At 48.6% G+C, this 16,498-nt stretch carries 18 protein-coding genes and 1 pseudogene; 5 read left to right on the top strand and 14 right to left on the bottom strand.

Going from position 1 to position 16,498, the window contains the following annotated elements; genetic code table 11:
• A partial coding sequence (locus ACJHWR_RS15225) for a hypothetical protein (RefSeq protein ID WP_227895050.1) occupies positions 1–105 on the bottom strand: 105 nt, incomplete at its 3' end.
• A gap of 85 nt (positions 106–190) precedes the next feature.
• On the opposite strand from ACJHWR_RS15225, the pseudogene ydcO reads away from it, so the two are divergent.
• Positions 191–490, top strand: a pseudogene (gene ydcO / locus ACJHWR_RS15220) (BenE family transporter YdcO); the annotation flags it as partial.
• Between the two features lie 34 nt (positions 491–524).
• Here ydcO and ACJHWR_RS15215 read toward each other — a convergent pair.
• From ACJHWR_RS15215 to tehA, 3 genes are all read right to left on the bottom strand, one after another.
• Positions 525–1,193, bottom strand: a complete 669-nt coding sequence (locus tag ACJHWR_RS15215) for a DUF3313 domain-containing protein (RefSeq protein ID WP_001261013.1) — start codon at positions 1,191–1,193, stop codon at positions 525–527.
• 302 nt (positions 1,194–1,495) lie between these two features.
• Positions 1,496–2,089 (bottom strand): tellurite resistance methyltransferase TehB, encoded by a 594-nt coding sequence (tehB, locus tag ACJHWR_RS15210; protein ID WP_000586720.1) that lies wholly within the window; start codon positions 2,087–2,089, stop codon positions 1,496–1,498.
• Positions 2,086–3,078: a dicarboxylate transporter/tellurite-resistance protein TehA gene (gene tehA, locus ACJHWR_RS15205; protein WP_001298119.1), complete on the bottom strand. Its 993-nt coding sequence runs from the start codon at positions 3,076–3,078 to the stop codon at positions 2,086–2,088. Before tehA ends, tehB begins: the two co-directional genes overlap by 4 nt.
• A 123-nt stretch (positions 3,079–3,201) precedes the next feature.
• Here tehA and ydcK point away from each other — a divergent pair, with 123 nt between their 5' ends.
• Positions 3,202–4,182: a YdcK family protein gene (ydcK, locus tag ACJHWR_RS15200; protein WP_001234061.1), complete on the top strand. Its 981-nt coding sequence runs from the start codon at positions 3,202–3,204 to the stop codon at positions 4,180–4,182.
• Here ydcK and rimL read toward each other — a convergent pair.
• The 4 genes from rimL to ACJHWR_RS15180 form a co-directional block, all read right to left on the bottom strand.
• Positions 4,174–4,713: a 50S ribosomal protein L7/L12-serine acetyltransferase gene (rimL, locus tag ACJHWR_RS15195; protein WP_001327924.1), complete on the bottom strand. Its 540-nt coding sequence runs from the start codon at positions 4,711–4,713 to the stop codon at positions 4,174–4,176. The two genes, ydcK and rimL, sit on opposite strands and share 9 nt — an antisense overlap.
• Before the next feature lie 62 nt (positions 4,714–4,775).
• A complete protein-coding gene (locus ACJHWR_RS15190; RefSeq protein ID WP_001296778.1) occupies positions 4,776–5,000 on the bottom strand; it encodes a YdcH family protein in 225 nt (74 codons plus the stop codon).
• Between the two features lie 139 nt (positions 5,001–5,139).
• Entirely contained in the window at positions 5,140–6,795 is a 1,656-nt protein-coding gene (gene opgD, locus ACJHWR_RS15185; RefSeq protein ID WP_000375956.1) for a glucan biosynthesis protein OpgD, read from the bottom strand.
• Between the two features lie 224 nt (positions 6,796–7,019).
• Entirely contained in the window at positions 7,020–8,363 is a 1,344-nt protein-coding gene (locus ACJHWR_RS15180; RefSeq protein ID WP_000013754.1) for a VOC family protein, read from the bottom strand.
• Positions 8,364–8,579: 216 nt separating this feature from the next.
• Between ACJHWR_RS15180 and ACJHWR_RS15175 the strand changes: the two genes are divergently transcribed.
• Positions 8,580–9,503, top strand: a complete 924-nt coding sequence (locus ACJHWR_RS15175; RefSeq protein ID WP_001330338.1) for a LysR substrate-binding domain-containing protein — start codon at positions 8,580–8,582, stop codon at positions 9,501–9,503.
• Positions 9,504–9,541: 38 nt separating this feature from the next.
• On the opposite strand, the gene trg is transcribed toward ACJHWR_RS15175, so the two are convergent.
• Positions 9,542–11,182 (bottom strand): methyl-accepting chemotaxis protein Trg, encoded by a 1,641-nt coding sequence (trg, locus tag ACJHWR_RS15170; protein ID WP_001098566.1) that lies wholly within the window; start codon positions 11,180–11,182, stop codon positions 9,542–9,544.
• 398 nt (positions 11,183–11,580) lie between these two features.
• Here trg and hokB point away from each other — a divergent pair, with 398 nt between their 5' ends.
• Complete coding sequence (gene hokB / locus ACJHWR_RS15165; protein ID WP_001320773.1) at positions 11,581–11,730, top strand: type I toxin-antitoxin system toxin HokB; 150 nt, start codon at positions 11,581–11,583, stop codon at positions 11,728–11,730.
• On the opposite strand, the gene yncP is transcribed toward hokB, so the two are convergent.
• The 3 genes from yncP to cybB form a co-directional block, all read right to left on the bottom strand.
• A complete protein-coding gene (gene yncP, locus ACJHWR_RS15160; RefSeq protein WP_212591405.1) occupies positions 11,708–11,776 on the bottom strand; it encodes a hypothetical protein in 69 nt (22 codons plus the stop codon). The two genes, hokB and yncP, sit on opposite strands and share 23 nt — an antisense overlap.
• A gap of 25 nt (positions 11,777–11,801) precedes the next feature.
• A complete protein-coding gene (locus ACJHWR_RS15155; RefSeq protein WP_000731851.1) occupies positions 11,802–11,975 on the bottom strand; it encodes a hypothetical protein in 174 nt (57 codons plus the stop codon).
• Positions 11,976–12,219: 244 nt separating this feature from the next.
• The gene (gene cybB / locus ACJHWR_RS15150; protein ID WP_001361839.1) at positions 12,220–12,750 is read right to left on the bottom strand and encodes a cytochrome b561; all 531 of its coding nucleotides are present in this window, start codon (positions 12,748–12,750) and stop codon (positions 12,220–12,222) included.
• A gap of 188 nt (positions 12,751–12,938) precedes the next feature.
• Between cybB and gap the strand changes: the two genes are divergently transcribed.
• Positions 12,939–13,940 carry a type I glyceraldehyde-3-phosphate dehydrogenase gene (gap, locus tag ACJHWR_RS15145; protein ID WP_000048646.1) on the top strand — a complete coding sequence of 334 codons (1,002 nt, stop codon included), beginning with the start codon at positions 12,939–12,941 and terminating at the stop codon, positions 13,938–13,940.
• A gap of 40 nt (positions 13,941–13,980) precedes the next feature.
• Here the strand turns inward: gap and aldA are convergent, their stop codons facing one another.
• Both aldA and ydcF read right to left on the bottom strand, forming a co-directional pair.
• Positions 13,981–15,420 carry an aldehyde dehydrogenase gene (gene aldA / locus ACJHWR_RS15140; protein WP_000115973.1) on the bottom strand — a complete coding sequence of 480 codons (1,440 nt, stop codon included), beginning with the start codon at positions 15,418–15,420 and terminating at the stop codon, positions 13,981–13,983.
• A gap of 196 nt (positions 15,421–15,616) precedes the next feature.
• Entirely contained in the window at positions 15,617–16,417 is an 801-nt protein-coding gene (ydcF, locus tag ACJHWR_RS15135; RefSeq protein WP_001027939.1) for a DUF218 domain-containing protein YdcF, read from the bottom strand.
• Between the last annotated feature and the right edge of the window lie 81 nt (positions 16,418–16,498).

Here is a 16,498-nt window from a genome sequence, read left to right as displayed (position 1 = left end):
GCAACGAGAGATGAGTTCGGGGTCGAGGTAATCCCCCAGAGAAGTCAGTGGGTTACGCAGAGAATCGTAACGGGATACCAGATCAAGAGCCTGTCCAATGTGCATAAAAAATCCGGAAACAAGTGAGCGTTTCCGGATTCTTACACAGCCACTGGATCGGTCAACTGATCCTTAACTGATCGGCATTACTGCCGTTGCAGGCATTTTCTATTTGCTCGCAGGTCTGTTTGGTAGTGCCATTACCGGGATGATGACTACCCTGCCCGTAAGTTGGATCCAGATGCTGGCAGGTCTGGCGCTGTTGAGTACCATTGGCGGCAGTTTGTATCAGGCGCTGCATAATGAGCGTGAGCGCGACGCGGCGGTGGTGGCATTTCTGGTAACGGCAAGTGGATTGACGCTGGTCGGGATTGGTTCTGCGTTTTGGGGATTAATTGCCGGAGGCGTTTGTTACGTGGTGTTGAATTTAATCGCTGACAGAAACCGATAATAAAAAGCGCCATCTAACGATGGCGCGTCTGGAACTACTTTTTGTTAACGTCAAACATGGTGGCATCGGTCGCCATGTCATCAATAACTTGTTTAATATTTTCGAAAGCCATTGGCGTACTTTCGTTATTCAGGTCTTTACCTTCGCCCTGACGAACGACTTTGATAACCGGTTTATTAGTCGCTGCATCAATCAGCTCACCTTCAAAATACAAGCGAGTATCCATGGTACGGTGGCCTGTAGCCATTTGCGTCCCCGCAACCACTAATGCAACAGGAACCACTTCATAGAATTGCAGCCCTTCTTTGCTGGTATCTACACCGGTAATGGCCCCACGGAAAATCAGACTACGCGGCCCAGCGGTGGTAACCAGTGGTTTACGCTGCGCTATCGCTTCTTTCATTTCGGTGTTGGTATAGTTCAAAATTTTATCCAGAACTTTCTGCCCTACCTGGGTAGAAGGTTTTGGTACCGGATAATAAGTGATTGGGTTCCAGACGATGCTGTCATATTTGCTTTGATCAAAACTCGGGTCTACCCAACGTAAAACAGGTTTACCTGTTGCTGAGGTTGTTTCTTTTAAATCAGAGTAATTGTTTAAAAAACCAGAATATTTATCTGGCTGGGTGATTTTAGAGGCACAACCAGACAGAGCCAACAAGCCGCATAAAGCTGCAACTTTCGCAAATGATGTGGTACGCATGAATAGTTTCCTGAGATGATTATATTACTTTTTAAGTTATAGCAAAAAGCGCCGCTTCGTGTTGTGGCAAAAAAAGTGTTGGTGAAAATAAATTTTTCAGCCCCTTTACAGACGACATAGTCAATGCCGAAAAAGGGGCTAAGTCAATCATCAGTAGTTAAATATCAGTGCGTTAATCTGATGAAAAACTTCGACTACTGTGATTAATTTCACATCCTTTTGATTAAAAATATGCTTACCGAAAAGAAGAACAGTAAACCATCTCAGCGTGGGGAATTTTCACGCGCTTTGTTCTTACCGGATCATTTTTTACGTGCCAGCATCGTGGCGAAACGCAGTTTAATACGATTACCGTTGGCGTCGGTGCGGTGCAGCTCGCCGACGTCCTCATTGTATTTCACCCTCTCCCAGCCTTCGTAATATCGACGTAATTCTCCCTCTTTGAAGGCAAACGGGAAGCCGACGGTACATGGATAATCAGCGGTATCCATCGCCGCCACAATCAGGTTGTAACCGCCAGGTTTAGTGCAACGTTGCATATTGGCAATCAGCCCTGGGATGGTTTTAGCCTCAAGGAACATCAGCACCACAGTCGAAAGAATAAAATCGTACTGTCCATCAAATGTGAGGTTATTCAGATCAACGACCCGGGTGTGTAAATTATCCAGATTTTCAATGGACTTAATGCGCTCGACGTTGGCGATACTCATGGCATTTTTATCCCATGCGTCAACATCATAACCATTGGCTGCCAGGTAAAGACTGTTACGACCATTGCCACAGCCCAGATCCAGCGTTTTACCCGGTTTAACCACTTTCACCGCTTCCAGCACTTCAGAGTGTGTGCGGGTTAATTCATATTTATCAGTAAAATAGTTTTCGTCACGAATGATCATTCTTTGTCCTCTGCTTTCATTAAAACGGCGCGCTCGGTTCTGACTAACAATTTTCCCTGCATCAGAAGCGCAAAAGTACGGATGAGCAGTATTGCAATAATAAAATTGGTAAAGATAAACAGCGGCACCGCCAGCGTATGGAAAAATCCATTATCGCTGCCACTCCCCAGATGCAAACCGGTGGTTGCCAGTGCAGATACGCCGAACGAGAAACTCCAGAATGAAGCATTAAATGGCTGGGAGAGATACCATGGCATCAGACGTAGCATAAACAGCAGTTGCAGCAGTCCATAACCGAAAAGCATTTTCGCCAGCGTGTCACCCTCGCCGCCGTTGACGCTCAGCCAGGCACTACAGGCCACCAGCGCAGGAGCGAGCTGAATGCCGAGTGATGTCCTCAGTGCCGTGGGTAATTCTCCCGAACTGCGCAGACGCTGCAAGATCACCGGTTCCAGGCTTAGCCATGAGAAAACGCCTGCGCCTAAAAACACCAGACCGGCGTCGGTGTAGCCCAACGCACCACAGGCCATTGCGCTGATAAAGTTGTTGGCAACTGTCGGCAGATACAGTCCAGGCGTGGTAGCTTCTTCAGGGTGAGATCCGCGCCATAATCCCGCAGTTTGCCAGGCGGCATAAGCCAACTGAACCACGACACCAAAACTGAACAGGCACACCGCCAGTGGGCGAAACCACGGAACAAAACCAATCGCCACCAGCATCGTCGTTGCCGGAAACAAACTCACAAAACTGCTCAGCACTGGATGGCGCACTTCTGCCAGCACGCTATGCGGAAAGCGTATGAGTCGGGTAATAAATGCGCCAGTCAATAATCCCCAGATGATCATCGCCAGAATCACCAGCCCATCCCCCAACCAGTGGCTGACCTGCCAAACCTGGCTGGCATAGCGCCAGGCAAATCCCATCCCTATCGTCCCCAACACAATACCAAAGTAGCCTGCCGGCAAATTGAGCACTTTATCGCTCTGCATCTTCTTACTCATTTTGTTTAATTTATAAAGTATATTTGAAATGCATTTTATGGAATTTTCTCGAGCATAGCCAGAGCCGCAGAATTTGCTACGGTTATAGTAAGTCACCTGTGGGAAAACGCTATGCGCAAATATCGTCTAAGTGAAGAACAGCGAGCCTTTAGTTATCAGGAAGATGGCACTAAAAAAAATGTGTTATTACGGCAGATTATCGCCATTAGCGATTTTAACGATGTGATAGCAGGAACCGCTGGCGGCTGGATCGATCGCGAAACGGTGTTAGCACAGGAAGGAAATTGCTGGATTTACGACCAGAATGCTATTGCGTTCGGCGGAACGGTGATTTCCGGGAATACGCGTATCACCGGCACCAGCGTGCTGTGGGGAGAGGTTTACGCAACGGATAATGTCTGGATCGATAATAGTGAAATCAGCCAGGGTGCATATATAAGTGACAGTGTCACCATTAGTGACTCATTAGTTTGCGGTCAATGTAGAATATTTGGTCACGCCTTAATTGATCAACATTCTATGATCGTCGCCGCACAAGGCTTAACGCCCGACCATCAACTCCTGCTACAAATTTATGATCGCGCGAGGGTTAGCGCCTCGCGGATTGTCCACCAGGCACAAATTTATGGCGATGCCGTCGTCCGGTATGCTTTTATTGAACATCGCGCCGAAGTTTTTGATTTTGCCAGTATTGAGGGTAATGAAGAGAACAACGTCTGGCTATGCGATTGTGCTAAAGTCTACGGTCACGCGCAGGTGAAAGCTGGCATAGAAGAAGATGCCATTCCGACGATTCATTACAGTTCGCAGGTGGCGGAATATGCCATTGTGGAAGGTAATTGTGTGTTAAAACATCATGTCTTGATTGGCGGAAATGCCGTGGTACGTGGCGGACCGATTCTGCTCGACGAGCACGTTGTCATACAAGGTGAGAGCCGTATTACAGGTGCGGTGATAATTGAAAACCATGTGGAGTTAACCGACCACGCCGTCGTTGAAGCCTTTGATGGCGACACGGTTCATGTCCGTGGTCCAAAAGTCATTAACGGCGAGGAGCGCATTACGCGAACGCCGCTGGCAGGGTTATTGTGAATCGATAATACGCGCGTATAAGTTCACATCATCATAGGCATCATTCAGAAACTCAGCCTGTTTCAGGCAACCTTCAAGGATAAAACCATTGCGCAAAGCGACCTGGTTGCTTTGCGGATTGTCCACCCGACATTTGATCACGAAGCGTCTAAGTTCACCAGACTGAGCGTAATGATGAATCAATGCCTGCAGCGCCTGAGAAATGATCCCCTGCCCCTGATGAGATTCGTCCAGCCAGTAGCCGATTTCAGCGGTTTTATTCAGTGGTTCAATACGATTAAACGAGATAACGCCGATAAGTTCATCTTCTTTGAAAATCATGAACATTTTGGCATATCCGCGTTGATGCAACATTACATTGCCCTGCACCGTTTTTCGCGTGTCCTCTTCACTTTGAACAAACTGCGGCCAGTTTAGCGACTGCTGTAGCCAGGTTCTATTTTTACAGATTAACTGATAAAGAGGTGTGACATGACTTTCTGCAACAGCATGTAATTCAAGTGATTCACTTACTTTTATCGTTTCGGTCATCTTATCTCCAGTCACTCCATGCAGTTGTTAAAAAAGCCGCCTAGCTGGCGGCTTAGGAAAGTTTACACCTCTTTGACGCTCTCCTGCTGCAGGATTTTGAGCATCTCATCTTTTAACTGTAGCTTTTGTTTTTTCATGCGGACCACTTCCGCATTGTACCCTCGACCGTCGGAACCTTCCTTTCTGGCAATTTCATGATCAAGTTTATTGTGTTTATCGAACAAGGACATAAAGCGAGGATTTTCGTTTTTCAGACGGGATATTAAATCTCGATATTCTGGAAACATACGCACTCCCTGTTAGTGGCTGACAAGGTGTATCTGAAATACACACCATCAGATTACTCATTTAACTTAGGGAAAAATGCGAGCGGGATCGTGTTTAACCAGACGGCACCTCCCGAAGAAGGTGCCGAAGAAAAAACGATTAACTCATCACGCGGTCGTCAACATACTGACGTTTATCGGGCGCTGGCGGGAAATACTGATACAGCCATGTTTCACTGATAGCGTCGCCCTGACAACGCAGATACATCCGCATATCGACCGGATCAGTGGAGTCCGAAGTCGGATACCAGTCAAACTGAATACGATAACCATCAATGGGTTCAATATAGAGAATTTCGATTTGCTTCGCTTCCCCACTGGAAAGCGTAATCACCGGCTCAATGCCTTTTGGCGCGGCAGCTTTCAGATCACCACCAACGAAATCGACGGCAAAACGACGCGCCCATTTTTCGGGATAGTGTTCACCTGGAGCCCAACCTTCCGGGAAACCACCCATGCCGGTACGCGTCGCCATAACGCGCGCTAATGGGCAATGAACAGGCGGTTGCGCACTCCAGTACAGACGATACTGGAATGCAAACTCATCACCCGCTTTTACAGCTTTTTCTGGCTGCCAGAAGCAGACAATGTTATCCAGCGTTTCGCCCGTTGTTGGGATTTCCATCAGGCCGATGGTGCCCTTACCCCACTTGTTACGCGGTTCCACCCACAGACTTGGGCGTTTGTTATACCAGCCCATAATGTCCTGATAATGGGAGAAATCACGATCCAGTTGCAATAAACCAAACCCTTTCGGGTTGTTGTCGGTGTAAGCATTGAACTGCAATTTTTGCGGATTGTTCAGCGGACGACAAATCCACTCGCCGTTGCCCCGCCACATGGACAAACGATCAGAGTCATGGATTTGCGGATGAATGGTGTCGCACATCCGACGTTCATTAGTACCGCAGCTGAACATACTGGTCATCGGCGCAATGCCCAGCTGTTTAATGTCTTTGCGCGCATACAGGTGATTTTCCACATCCATAATCACCTGACTTTTCTCGCAATGGATAGTGAACTTATAGGCACCAGTAATGCTGGCGCTATCGAGCAACGCATAAACGGTAAAGGTGGTTGCCCCCGGTTTTACCGTATCAAACCAGAAGGCGGTAAAGTCGGGGAACTCTTCTTTACTGTCGGTGTAAGTGTCGATCGCCAGGCCGCGAGCCGATAGACCGTATTGATATGTGTCGTCAACGGCGCGGAAATAACTCGCACCGAGGAATGATACGACATCACGGCGCGCCAGTTCGGGGGCTTTAAACACGCGAAAACCGGCAAAACCGAGATCGCTTTGCCCTTCTAATTGTTTGGTATCAACACCCGCATCGTTGTATTTGAACAACTCCGGGCGAAAGTGAATTTCACGCGCCAGATGTGTTGCGGGATCTACAGAAAACATACGAACGCGGCGACGGAATCCCATTCCCATATGGAAGAACTGAGCGTCCAGTTGACGGTTCTCAACGTTATGCCAGAGCGATTTTTCGGCGTCGTATTGAATACTGTTATAAGCCTGCGGCGTCATTGTCGCCAGAGTGTCAGGTAACGGACGCGGCGCACCACGCCACGCTGTTTGCGCTAAGTCGTGCGCCATTGACTGTAGAATGGAGAAGTCAAAACGCTGGGTTTGCCCGTCGGCAATATCAGAATCTGCCGCGAATGCCGCCTGAGAAAAAAGAGAAGCAATGCCGCTGGTACCGCACACGGCGGCCATAGCCATTGAACCTTTAATAAATCGTCTACGATCCATACCTGAAAGTGAGTCCTTCTGGTGTTGTGAATGGTCCCGCGCTGAACGTTTTCAGCGGCAAGAAAGTGCTTATTTATGACCGCTCACTCTAGACAATATTTATTAATAATCCAATTGTTGAACTGAGAGAATATGCATAAATCGGCAATTTTTTTATGTCGATGGGATGAGCCTGATTCGTTTGTAAAATCAGGCAAATTTTTGCAAAGGCGGATGGTCAGAATTTAAAGCAAACCACAGCGACGTTTACTGCGTTCTTCCGCTTCCTGATAAAGCTGGAACTCATCCAAAACCGGGCAGCCCAACGCCTGCTCAAATGCTTCGCGACTGGCATTACCGTGACTGCGTGCCTGCGTTTCATTACCCAGATTTGACTGGAAGATCCCCGCCGCGCTAACAGGCAAGAAATCTTCATAGGTAATGGGTTGCGCCACTACCCAACCACGTTCAATTAAGGGCTGTGGATCGTCTCCGGGATGAATCGCCTGACGATGCGCCTCACCTGAAGGCGTCAGACGGTACCGGAACCATGCCAACCCTTGCTGACGCATTAAAAACTCACTGTCAGGAAAAGTGCGGAAGGTTTCCTGTAAATGCATTTGGTGAGTGAGATTATCCTGCCCGGTTCCAGCGTTCCGCAGTAGATCATCATACAGTTGTCGTCCTTTCGGCGTTAATGCCACGCCACGCTGCTCTATTTCACCAAAGCGCGCGGTATGCGTGCCCTGTTTCTGCCCTGCAAACAACACCGTCTCTTCCAGTGCTTTAAAGCTGGTCTGGCGTAGTAAAATAGATACCTCGCGGCGCGGCGGCCCTTCGATCAGAATTTTGGGTTCAATCCCGCATTCAGGCATCATCGACTGCACCCGGTCAATATCCAGCGTACGTGGCGTCAGGTGGTTGATATGGCATCCAGGAAAACAGACCACATCAGCAATCAACCGATGTTCGTTGTGCAAGGCGCGATAGGTTTCTTCATCTACCGTTGCTGACTGGTGCCAACGAAACGTTTCCAGGGCTTCCTGCACAAACTCCTGTGCCTGTGTTTCGTTAAAACCGCCCCGCTGCTCATACTCCTCTAACAGTTGTCGACAACGTGGGGTGAAGATATCGCGCTGACGCAGAATCTCCGCCGCTTTCTGGCGCAAAAATTCGTTCTCGATAAGCTCAAGGCGGAGTAATGAGGTAAAAACGCGGAAGGGATTACGCGCCAGAGAAGCATCATCAATGGGCCGAAATGCTGTGGAATGTACCGGCACTCCCGCCTGCGAGAGATCGTAATAGCTCACCGGGTACATCCCCATAATGGCAAACATCCGCCGAAGAGTAGCAAGCTCTTGTGCAGTCCCAACACGAATCGCCCCATGACGTTCAACATTCAGTCGCGCCAGCTCGTCTGCATTTACCATTTTTTCGTGCAGTTGAGGATTGTTTTCCAGCACAGCCAGATTCACATCAGCTACCAGTTCCAGCAGCGTGCCGTACTGCGGAACTTCTTGCTGGTACATGGCTGACATTGCCTGCGAAAACTGTTCCCGAATCTCATCCGCCGTGATGCTGTTCGCCATAGTGTCTGCCTCCAGTGGTCAGTAATCTGGAGTGTAGGTAACCGCATTCACTCCGGCGGGAAGAATTTACAAACTGTGATCTCGCCGCGAAAACATCAATATTATCCATTTTGCTGTAACATAATTGCTTTAATTGTTAATAATATTTTGCAATCAAGTTATCATAATCAAACAACTTCACTTGTCAGCGACACCGCTTCGTTTTTAACATCGCTTATGGAAAAAAATAGTCTGTTTAGTCAGCGCATCCGTTTGCGCCACCTTCATACATTCGTAGCTGTCGCACAACAAGGAACTTTGGGGCGCGCGGCTGAAACCCTTAATTTGAGTCAACCTGCGCTCTCTAAGACATTGAATGAACTGGAGCAGCTGACGGGCGCTCGCTTGTTTGAGCGTGGTCGTCAGGGGGCGCAACTTACCTTACCCGGCGAACAATTTTTAACGCATGCAGTCAGAGTTCTTGACGCCATCAACACTGCTGGACAGTCGCTTCATCGTAAAGAAGGTCTTAATAATGATATCGTCAGGGTTGGTGCACTACCTACTGCGGCACTGGGGATATTACCTTCGGTTATAGGTCAGTTTCATCAGCAACAAAAAGAGACGACCTTGCAAGTTGCGACAATGAGTAACCCTATGATTCTGGCGGGTTTAAAAACCGGGGAAATCGATATCGGCATTGGTCGGATGTCAGATCCTGAACTGATGACCGGGCTTAATTACGAACTGCTGTTTCTTGAATCGCTGAAGCTGGTTGTCCGCCCCAATCATCCGCTACTTCAGGAGAACGTAACGCTAAGCCGGGTGCTGGAATGGCCGGTCGTTGTATCACCAGAAGGCACTGCGCCACGCCAGCATTCAGATGCATTAGTGCAGAGCCAGGGATGTAAAATTCCTTCGGGTTGTATCGAAACGCTGTCTGCTTCGCTATCTCGTCAACTTACGGTTGAATACGACTACGTGTGGTTTGTCCCTTCTGGCGCTGTAAAAGACGACCTGCGTCATGCCACGCTGGTGGCCCTGCCTGTTCCGGGACATGGTGCAGGCGAACCGATTGGAATACTGACCCGCGTAGATGCGACGTTCTCTTCTGGTTGCCAGTTGATGATTAACGCTATTCGAAAATCAATGCCGTTCTGAAAGGTGAAGGGATCTGTCGATCCCTTCCTTGAACATTTTCACACCGTAGCGAAACTAACTGGTTCACCCGCTCCGCGAGGTTCTGCCGACACAGAATGTTTGTTCAGACGGAATACGTCCACCGCCTCAGTTAATCGTGCCGCCTGTTCTTCAAGGGACACCGCCGCCGCTGAGGCCTCTTCTACCAGAGAAGCATTCTGTTGCGTCACCTTATCCATTTCAGAAATCGCCTGGCTAACCTGCGTTATGCCTCTACTTTGTTCATCCGAGGCGGCGGCGATTTCCTGCATGATATGTGTGACACTCGCGACGGCATCAACAATAGTGCTCATGGTTTTCCCTGCCGTTGCCACCTCATCCGACCCCAGGTCAATTAACCTGACTGATTCACTGATCAAGCCTTCAATCTCTTTCGCCGCCTGAGCGCTGCGGCTTGCGAGTGTCCGTACTTCGCTGGCGACAACGGCAAATCCACGTCCTTGCTCACCCGCTCGCGCGGCTTCAACGGCAGCATTCAGTGCCAGAATATTCGTCTGGAAAGCAATACTGTTGATGACGGCGGTGATCTCAGAAATTTTCTTCGAACTCGTGGAGATAGCGCCCATCGTTTTTACTACACCGGAAACCATCTGCCCGCCATCGCTGGCTTTAATAGAAGCCTCCTGCGCCAGTTTGCTGGCATGATGCGCGTTATCCGCATTCTGTTTCACCGTCGCAGTGAGTTGCTCCATGCTGGCGGCAGTTTGTTCGATAGCCGCCGCTTGTTCTTCGGTGCGAGATGACAGGTCCGCATTGCCAGCTGAAATTTCGCTGGTGCCACGATAAATCTCTTCCGCGCCCTGTCGAACGGTCCCTACAGTCATCCCCAGTGAATGCTGCATTTGCTGTAAATGACGACTTAAGCGACCGATTTCATTACGACCCGCCGGTTCATCATTCATCGTCAGATCGCCACTGGCGATTTTTTCAATCCGTTGTGCGGCATTTTGCAGTGGACGAATGACGATCCGACGTAGCACCATAAATGTTATCAGCGTCATCACCAGGGCAAGCACAAACGCGCCAATCATGAACATCCCACCCAGGCGGGTGCGCTGATGGGCCAGTTCCGCCAGTTGGTTGGCTCTGGTGCTACGTATCTTAACGGCTTTGTTCAAAATATCGGTATAAGCATTATCCAGCGGTCGGATCTGCTCACTTTCATGATTGATAATCGCTTCAAACATGCCATTTTTGGCATATTTCAACATCGGTTGCATACCCGTGATATAAGCCTGGAAGCGTTGATTTAATTCAGTGTCGAGGGCTTCATCAGCAGGTGTTTTCACCGGTCGATTCTGATAAGCACGATAACCTTGCTGCGACTGTTTAATCTCCGATTCGGCTTGCGCAATATTTCGCTTCATTGCTTCCATTTCCGCAATACGACTCGCTGCCCCGGCCTGAATCATATTGATCCGGGCTGAACGCAAAAAATCTGAACTGTTCGCTAACCCGGTCCGAATCTCAATCTCCGCAGTAACATCACGCTGATCGCGATCGGCCTGCCAGAGGAAATAGCCAGCCAGAGCAGAACTTAATGCGAATAGAACTAAGATACCGCCAAGAATGCAGGCAAATAACGGAACCAGCCTGATGTGATGCAAAAAACCTAATCGCTGTGAGGGAGTTGTATTCATTACCGTTGTCTCTCTTCCAGGTTTACTCCTGATAGAAAGTCATCGGCACTTGACGGTAATTTCTTACGACCAAAAACCTCTTTGCGTCACATTTTTACAACAATTATGGCAGAGAAGAATAATGCCATTGGAATGAAGAGAGTAACGAATGATTAAACTGGCTAAACCGAATGACGAAAAATTCTGGAAAACAGCACGCAATTTCGTCAGGTGATTATTTTCGTCCTTAAGGAAACCACATAGGATGCTCACGGGTGCCTGAGACTTTCTGTTTTCAGGCTAACCGGGAATCAGAAAGACGAAGGCCCCGACCAATATTTCTATCAACCGAGGCCAACGAATGAACCTAGCAATTCAGATCATAGCCTCTTACCCGCCATCCGGCAAGGAGAAAGGCTATGAAGCACAACCCTCTGGTGGTGTGTCTGCTCATTATCTGCATTACGATTCTGACATTCACACTCCTGACCCGACAAACGCTCTACGAACTGCGGTTCCGGGACGGTGATAAGGAGGTTGCTGCGCTCATGGCCTGCACGTCCAGGTAAGGGCAAGCGCGGGGATTTTCCCCGCGCATCTGACTAGCAGATTCATTTTCTCATGGCACCCCTTTTACACTTCAGTTAGTGCATGTTTTTTTCGATGCACTAATAGAACCATCATTACAGACAAATTTGCCGCCTGCCGTACAGTGTGAGATCCCCCCTTTCGAACCAGAACAGGGTTTGCGCCCGGCATCGGCATAAAAGGAAACAAGCGCTCCTATAACCAAGATAAGTGCCAGTTTTTTCATATAACCTCCATGGTTTATCGAATCTTATGTTCGATTTGAACGTTATACGCTGGTTTATTTTGATACCGTTGATGAGATCAAAGATCGGGTGAATTGATTAAAGATAAGCCAGATGGACGTATGGACCAGGATTATGGTTTTATTTGTCATACAAATAAATATAATAGGCGCTTCCGATGTAGACCCGTATTCTTCGCCTGTACCACGGGTCGGTTTTAGTACAGGCGTTTTCTTTAAATATCCTTCAGGAACGTTTACGCGGCATCATGCGTAGAAGTGTGTTGTCCTTCCAGAAATAGTGGTGTGCCAGTGCAGCCGCAGCGTGCAACCCGATGACAAAATATCCCAGATTCGCCAGCGTCTCATGCCACCACTTTAAGCTATCAACCCGTTCGAAATTGGCCTCTGCTGCATAAGGCATTGTCATACCAAACGCAGACCACGGGTTGCCCCGGTTATACATCATCACCAAACCAATCACTGGCAGCGCAATAAACAGGAGATAGATCACCAAATGTCCCAAATGCGCCAGTCCCGTCATCATCGGTTTTGGTTTAGGTACAATCGGCGGAGTTGGGTATTTAAGCCTTAACAAAAGACGAACAACCATCAGCACGAGAATTGAGATGCCACAGGAAACATGAATCATGTTGATAAGCGGCCTATCGCCACGTGGGAAAAAACCACGAAACTCCATTGCGCAATACGCTGCGATAACCAGCAAAAAGACCAGCCAGTGAATGCCGATTTGTAACCTTGAATATTTACTTTCCATAACATTTCCTGCTTTAACATAATTTTCCGTTAACATAACGAGCTTTTCTTAAAATTTCATTAAATATTGTTCACCCGTTTTCAGTACGTTACGTTTCACGGCAAGAATGTAGATTGCCCATCCCGCCATCCTGGTCTAAGCCTGGAAAGGATCAATTTTCATCCGAACGTTCCTGACAGGAGAAGACCATGAGTAAAGTTGGTATTAACGGTTTTGGTCGTATCGGTCGACTGGTGTTGCGTCGATTACTTGAAGTCAAAAGCAACATAGACATTGTTGCTATTAATGATCTCACTTCCCCAAAAATTCTCGCCTACCTGTTGAAACATGATTCAAACTACGGACCGTTCCCCTGGAGCGTTGATTTTACGGAAGATTCACTTATCGTTGATGGAAAAAGTATCGCGGTTTACGCCGAAAAAGAGGCTAAAAATATTCCATGGAAAGCGAAAGGCGCAGAAATCATTGTCGAATGTACTGGCTTTTATACCTCCGCCGAGAAATCGCAGGCGCACCTTGATGCTGGTGCGAAGAAGGTGTTGATTTCCGCCCCTGCCGGTGAAATGAAAACCATCGTTTATAACGTCAATGACGACACACTGGATGGCAACGACACCATTGTTTCCGTGGCGTCATGCACCACTAACTGTCTTGCACCGATGGCCAAAGCCTTGCACGACAGTTTCGGAATAGAAGTCGGCACGATGACGACCATTCATGCCTATACCGGCACTCAGTCACTGGTGGATGGTCCGCGAGGTAAAGATCTACGCGCTTCACGTGCAGCGGCAGAAAATATCATTCCCCACACTACAGGTGCGGCAAAAGCCATTGGTCTGGTGATCCCGGAACTGAGCGGCAAACTGAAAGGTCATGCGCAACGCGTGCCGGTGAAAACAGGTTCGGTCACTGAGCTGGTGTCCATTCTCGGAAAAAAAGTGACTGCCGAAGAGGTGAATAACGCACTTAAACAAGCAACCACCAATAACGAGTCATTTGGTTATACCGATGAAGAAATAGTCTCTTCCGATATCATTGGCAGCCATTTCGGTTCGGTGTTTGATGCCACGCAAACGGAAATTACCGCCGTGGGCGATTTACAACTGGTGAAAACGGTCGCCTGGTACGATAACGAATATGGCTTCGTCACACAGCTCATTCGCACCCTCGAAAAATTCGCTAAACTCTGACGCACACAGGCGGAGGAAAAACCTCCGCCTCTTCCACTCATTAAGACTGTAAATAAACCACCTGGGTCTGCAGATATTCATGCAGGCCATGTTTACCATCTGCGCCGCCAATACCAGATTTACGCCATCCGGCGTGGAAGCCTTGCATAGCTTCGAAGTTTTCACGGTTGATGTAAGTTTCACCAAACTTCAGCCCGTTAATGGCTTTCATCGCGACGTTCAGATTTTGGGTATAGATTGATGAGGTCAGGCCGTAATCACTATCATTCGCCATTGAGATAGCCTCTTCCAGCGTATCAAATGCGACCACCGGCAGAACCGGGCCAAAGGTTTCCTCATGCATAATCGACATTTCCTGGCGAACATCCAGCAGCAATGTCGGCGGATAATAATATCCTTTCCCCTCTACCGCTTTGCCACCCAACGCCACTCTCGCCCCTTCTTCTACTGCGCGCGCCACTTTTTGCTCGACCCTTTCCAGCGCCGCGGCGTTAATCAACGGCCCCATCGCAATGTCGTTGCGTTCAGCGGGGTTACCAAATTGAACCGCCTGCAACGCTTCACCCAGCCGATTGACAAACTGATCATAAATGCCTTTCTGTACATAAACACGTTCTGCACAGTTACACACTTGCCCACTATTAATAACGCGTGAATCAACGATGGCTTTGACTGCCAGTTCAAGATCGGCATCGTCCATTACGATAGCCGGTGCTTTACCCCCCAATTCCAGGCACACTTTGGTGATGTTTTTCGCCGCAGTCGCCATAATCTTTTCACCTGCAGAGACGCTGCCTGTCATACTGACCATTGCGACCTTTGGGTTACCCGCCAGTTCTTGCCCAACGGTTTCACCACGCCCCAGAACAAGGTTAAACACGCCGCGCGGAAGGCCTATTTCATCGACAATTTTGGCGAATGCAATCGCATTGTTTGGCGTAAATTCACTGGGTTTAATGACGATGGTATTACCGGTCAAAAGAGCGGGGGCCATTTTGCGGGCAATGAGGAAGAACGGGAAGTTCCACGGCAGAATGCCGGTAGTCACGCCAAGCGCACGTTTAAACAGAAGAATATTTTCTCCTGGACGATCGCTTTGAATAATCTCGCCTTCATAACGCCGTGCCCACTCCGCCATGTAATCGATATAGTCCGCAGTAAAAGCCACTTCGACTTCAGCCAGCTGCTGGATCTTGCCCCCTTCTTCAACAATCAGCGCACTGATTTCGCTGGCGCGTTTGCGGATCCCGGCGGAGATTTTGCGCAACCAACTGGCGCGTTCAATAGCAGGCAACGCTTCCCATTCTGGTTGTGCACGTTCTGCTGCATCGATTGCCTTACGGACATCCTCGGCCTGACCATCGGGAATGCGGGAAATGACAGCCTCTGTTGCAGGGTTTACCACATCAATCCATGCGTCTCCACGCCAGGTAACAAACTGTCCATCAATATACATAGGATGTTGAACGGGTACTGACATGAGCGACTCCTGTGATTTATATGTTTGTTTTTAGTAAATACATTGTTAATTAACATCAATCATCAGAGAGACGGCATCATGAAAGGACAATTCTGTGAAGGGCTTCATAAAAACAAGTGTAAAAGGAATAAGAGGCAGAAATAAAAGGCAGGAGTTATGCCCGTTTGCAAACAAGTGGTTCACAAACGGGCAATTTTTAACGTAACGAGCGACTTTCCATCGCCTCGATGAGCACCGCATCGTGTTTCAGCGTTTGCCATGCCTGGATGACTTCTGCCGGAAAATCAACGTGAACGATAAAATCTCGCCCGCGGGGACCGTAGCCATCGCTATCATCGTGTAAACGCGGCAGCTCGCCAGTGAGTAGTGATAGATAACGCTCAACCGGCCATAATCCTTGTAACTGATTAATAAAGATTACACTGTCTGCGTTATTTCCTAACTGAGGAACGAATCCGGGATAACTTAACCAGCGTGGTGCATCGGGATTGTCCCCGGTCATACGGCGGAACGTCGCCATCGTGCGCCGCTGCATGGTGGGGTCCTGAACAACGATAGCTGTGTGAACTCGTTCTACGGCCTGATTCAATAGCGCGATGCTAAAGCGTGCGTTTTCACCGCAGTTTGTTGACTGGTCTTCAATCCAGATTTTTTCATGCGGAATGTGCCAGAACTGATGAGCGATATCCGCCAGGATGGTAGCTTCAGCTCTGCCAGTGGTGCGGATAGTGTTGTAGTGCGGATGCTGTGCGATGGCGCTATACAAAAAAGTTGTCGAGTGACCGATACCACCACTAATCAGTAAAGGAATTTGCTGATCGCGGGCAATCTTACATGCCGCATCGATAGTCGGCATAACCGCATTGCCTGCAAGGATCACGCAATCGGCCTGATACGGCACCTCACCGGAGAAATCATCCTGCGCCAGCCACTGACCGATAACATTTATGGCATCTATGGTTGCCGGCGAAAGCGTCGGAAACGGGGTAATGTTCATGGTTCCTCCTTATCGTTCCCTTAAGAATACTGCGTGAGATAATAGTGAGAAGCGGAGCACTCTGAAAGGAGGAAGTCGTAT

It is taken from the genome of Escherichia sp. WS568 (assembly GCF_046486085.1).
Classification (GTDB): Bacteria; Pseudomonadota; Gammaproteobacteria; order Enterobacterales; family Enterobacteriaceae; genus Escherichia; species Escherichia coli.
Note: the sequence above shows the minus strand (reverse complement) of the source record. Positions and strands in the feature narration are given on the sequence as shown.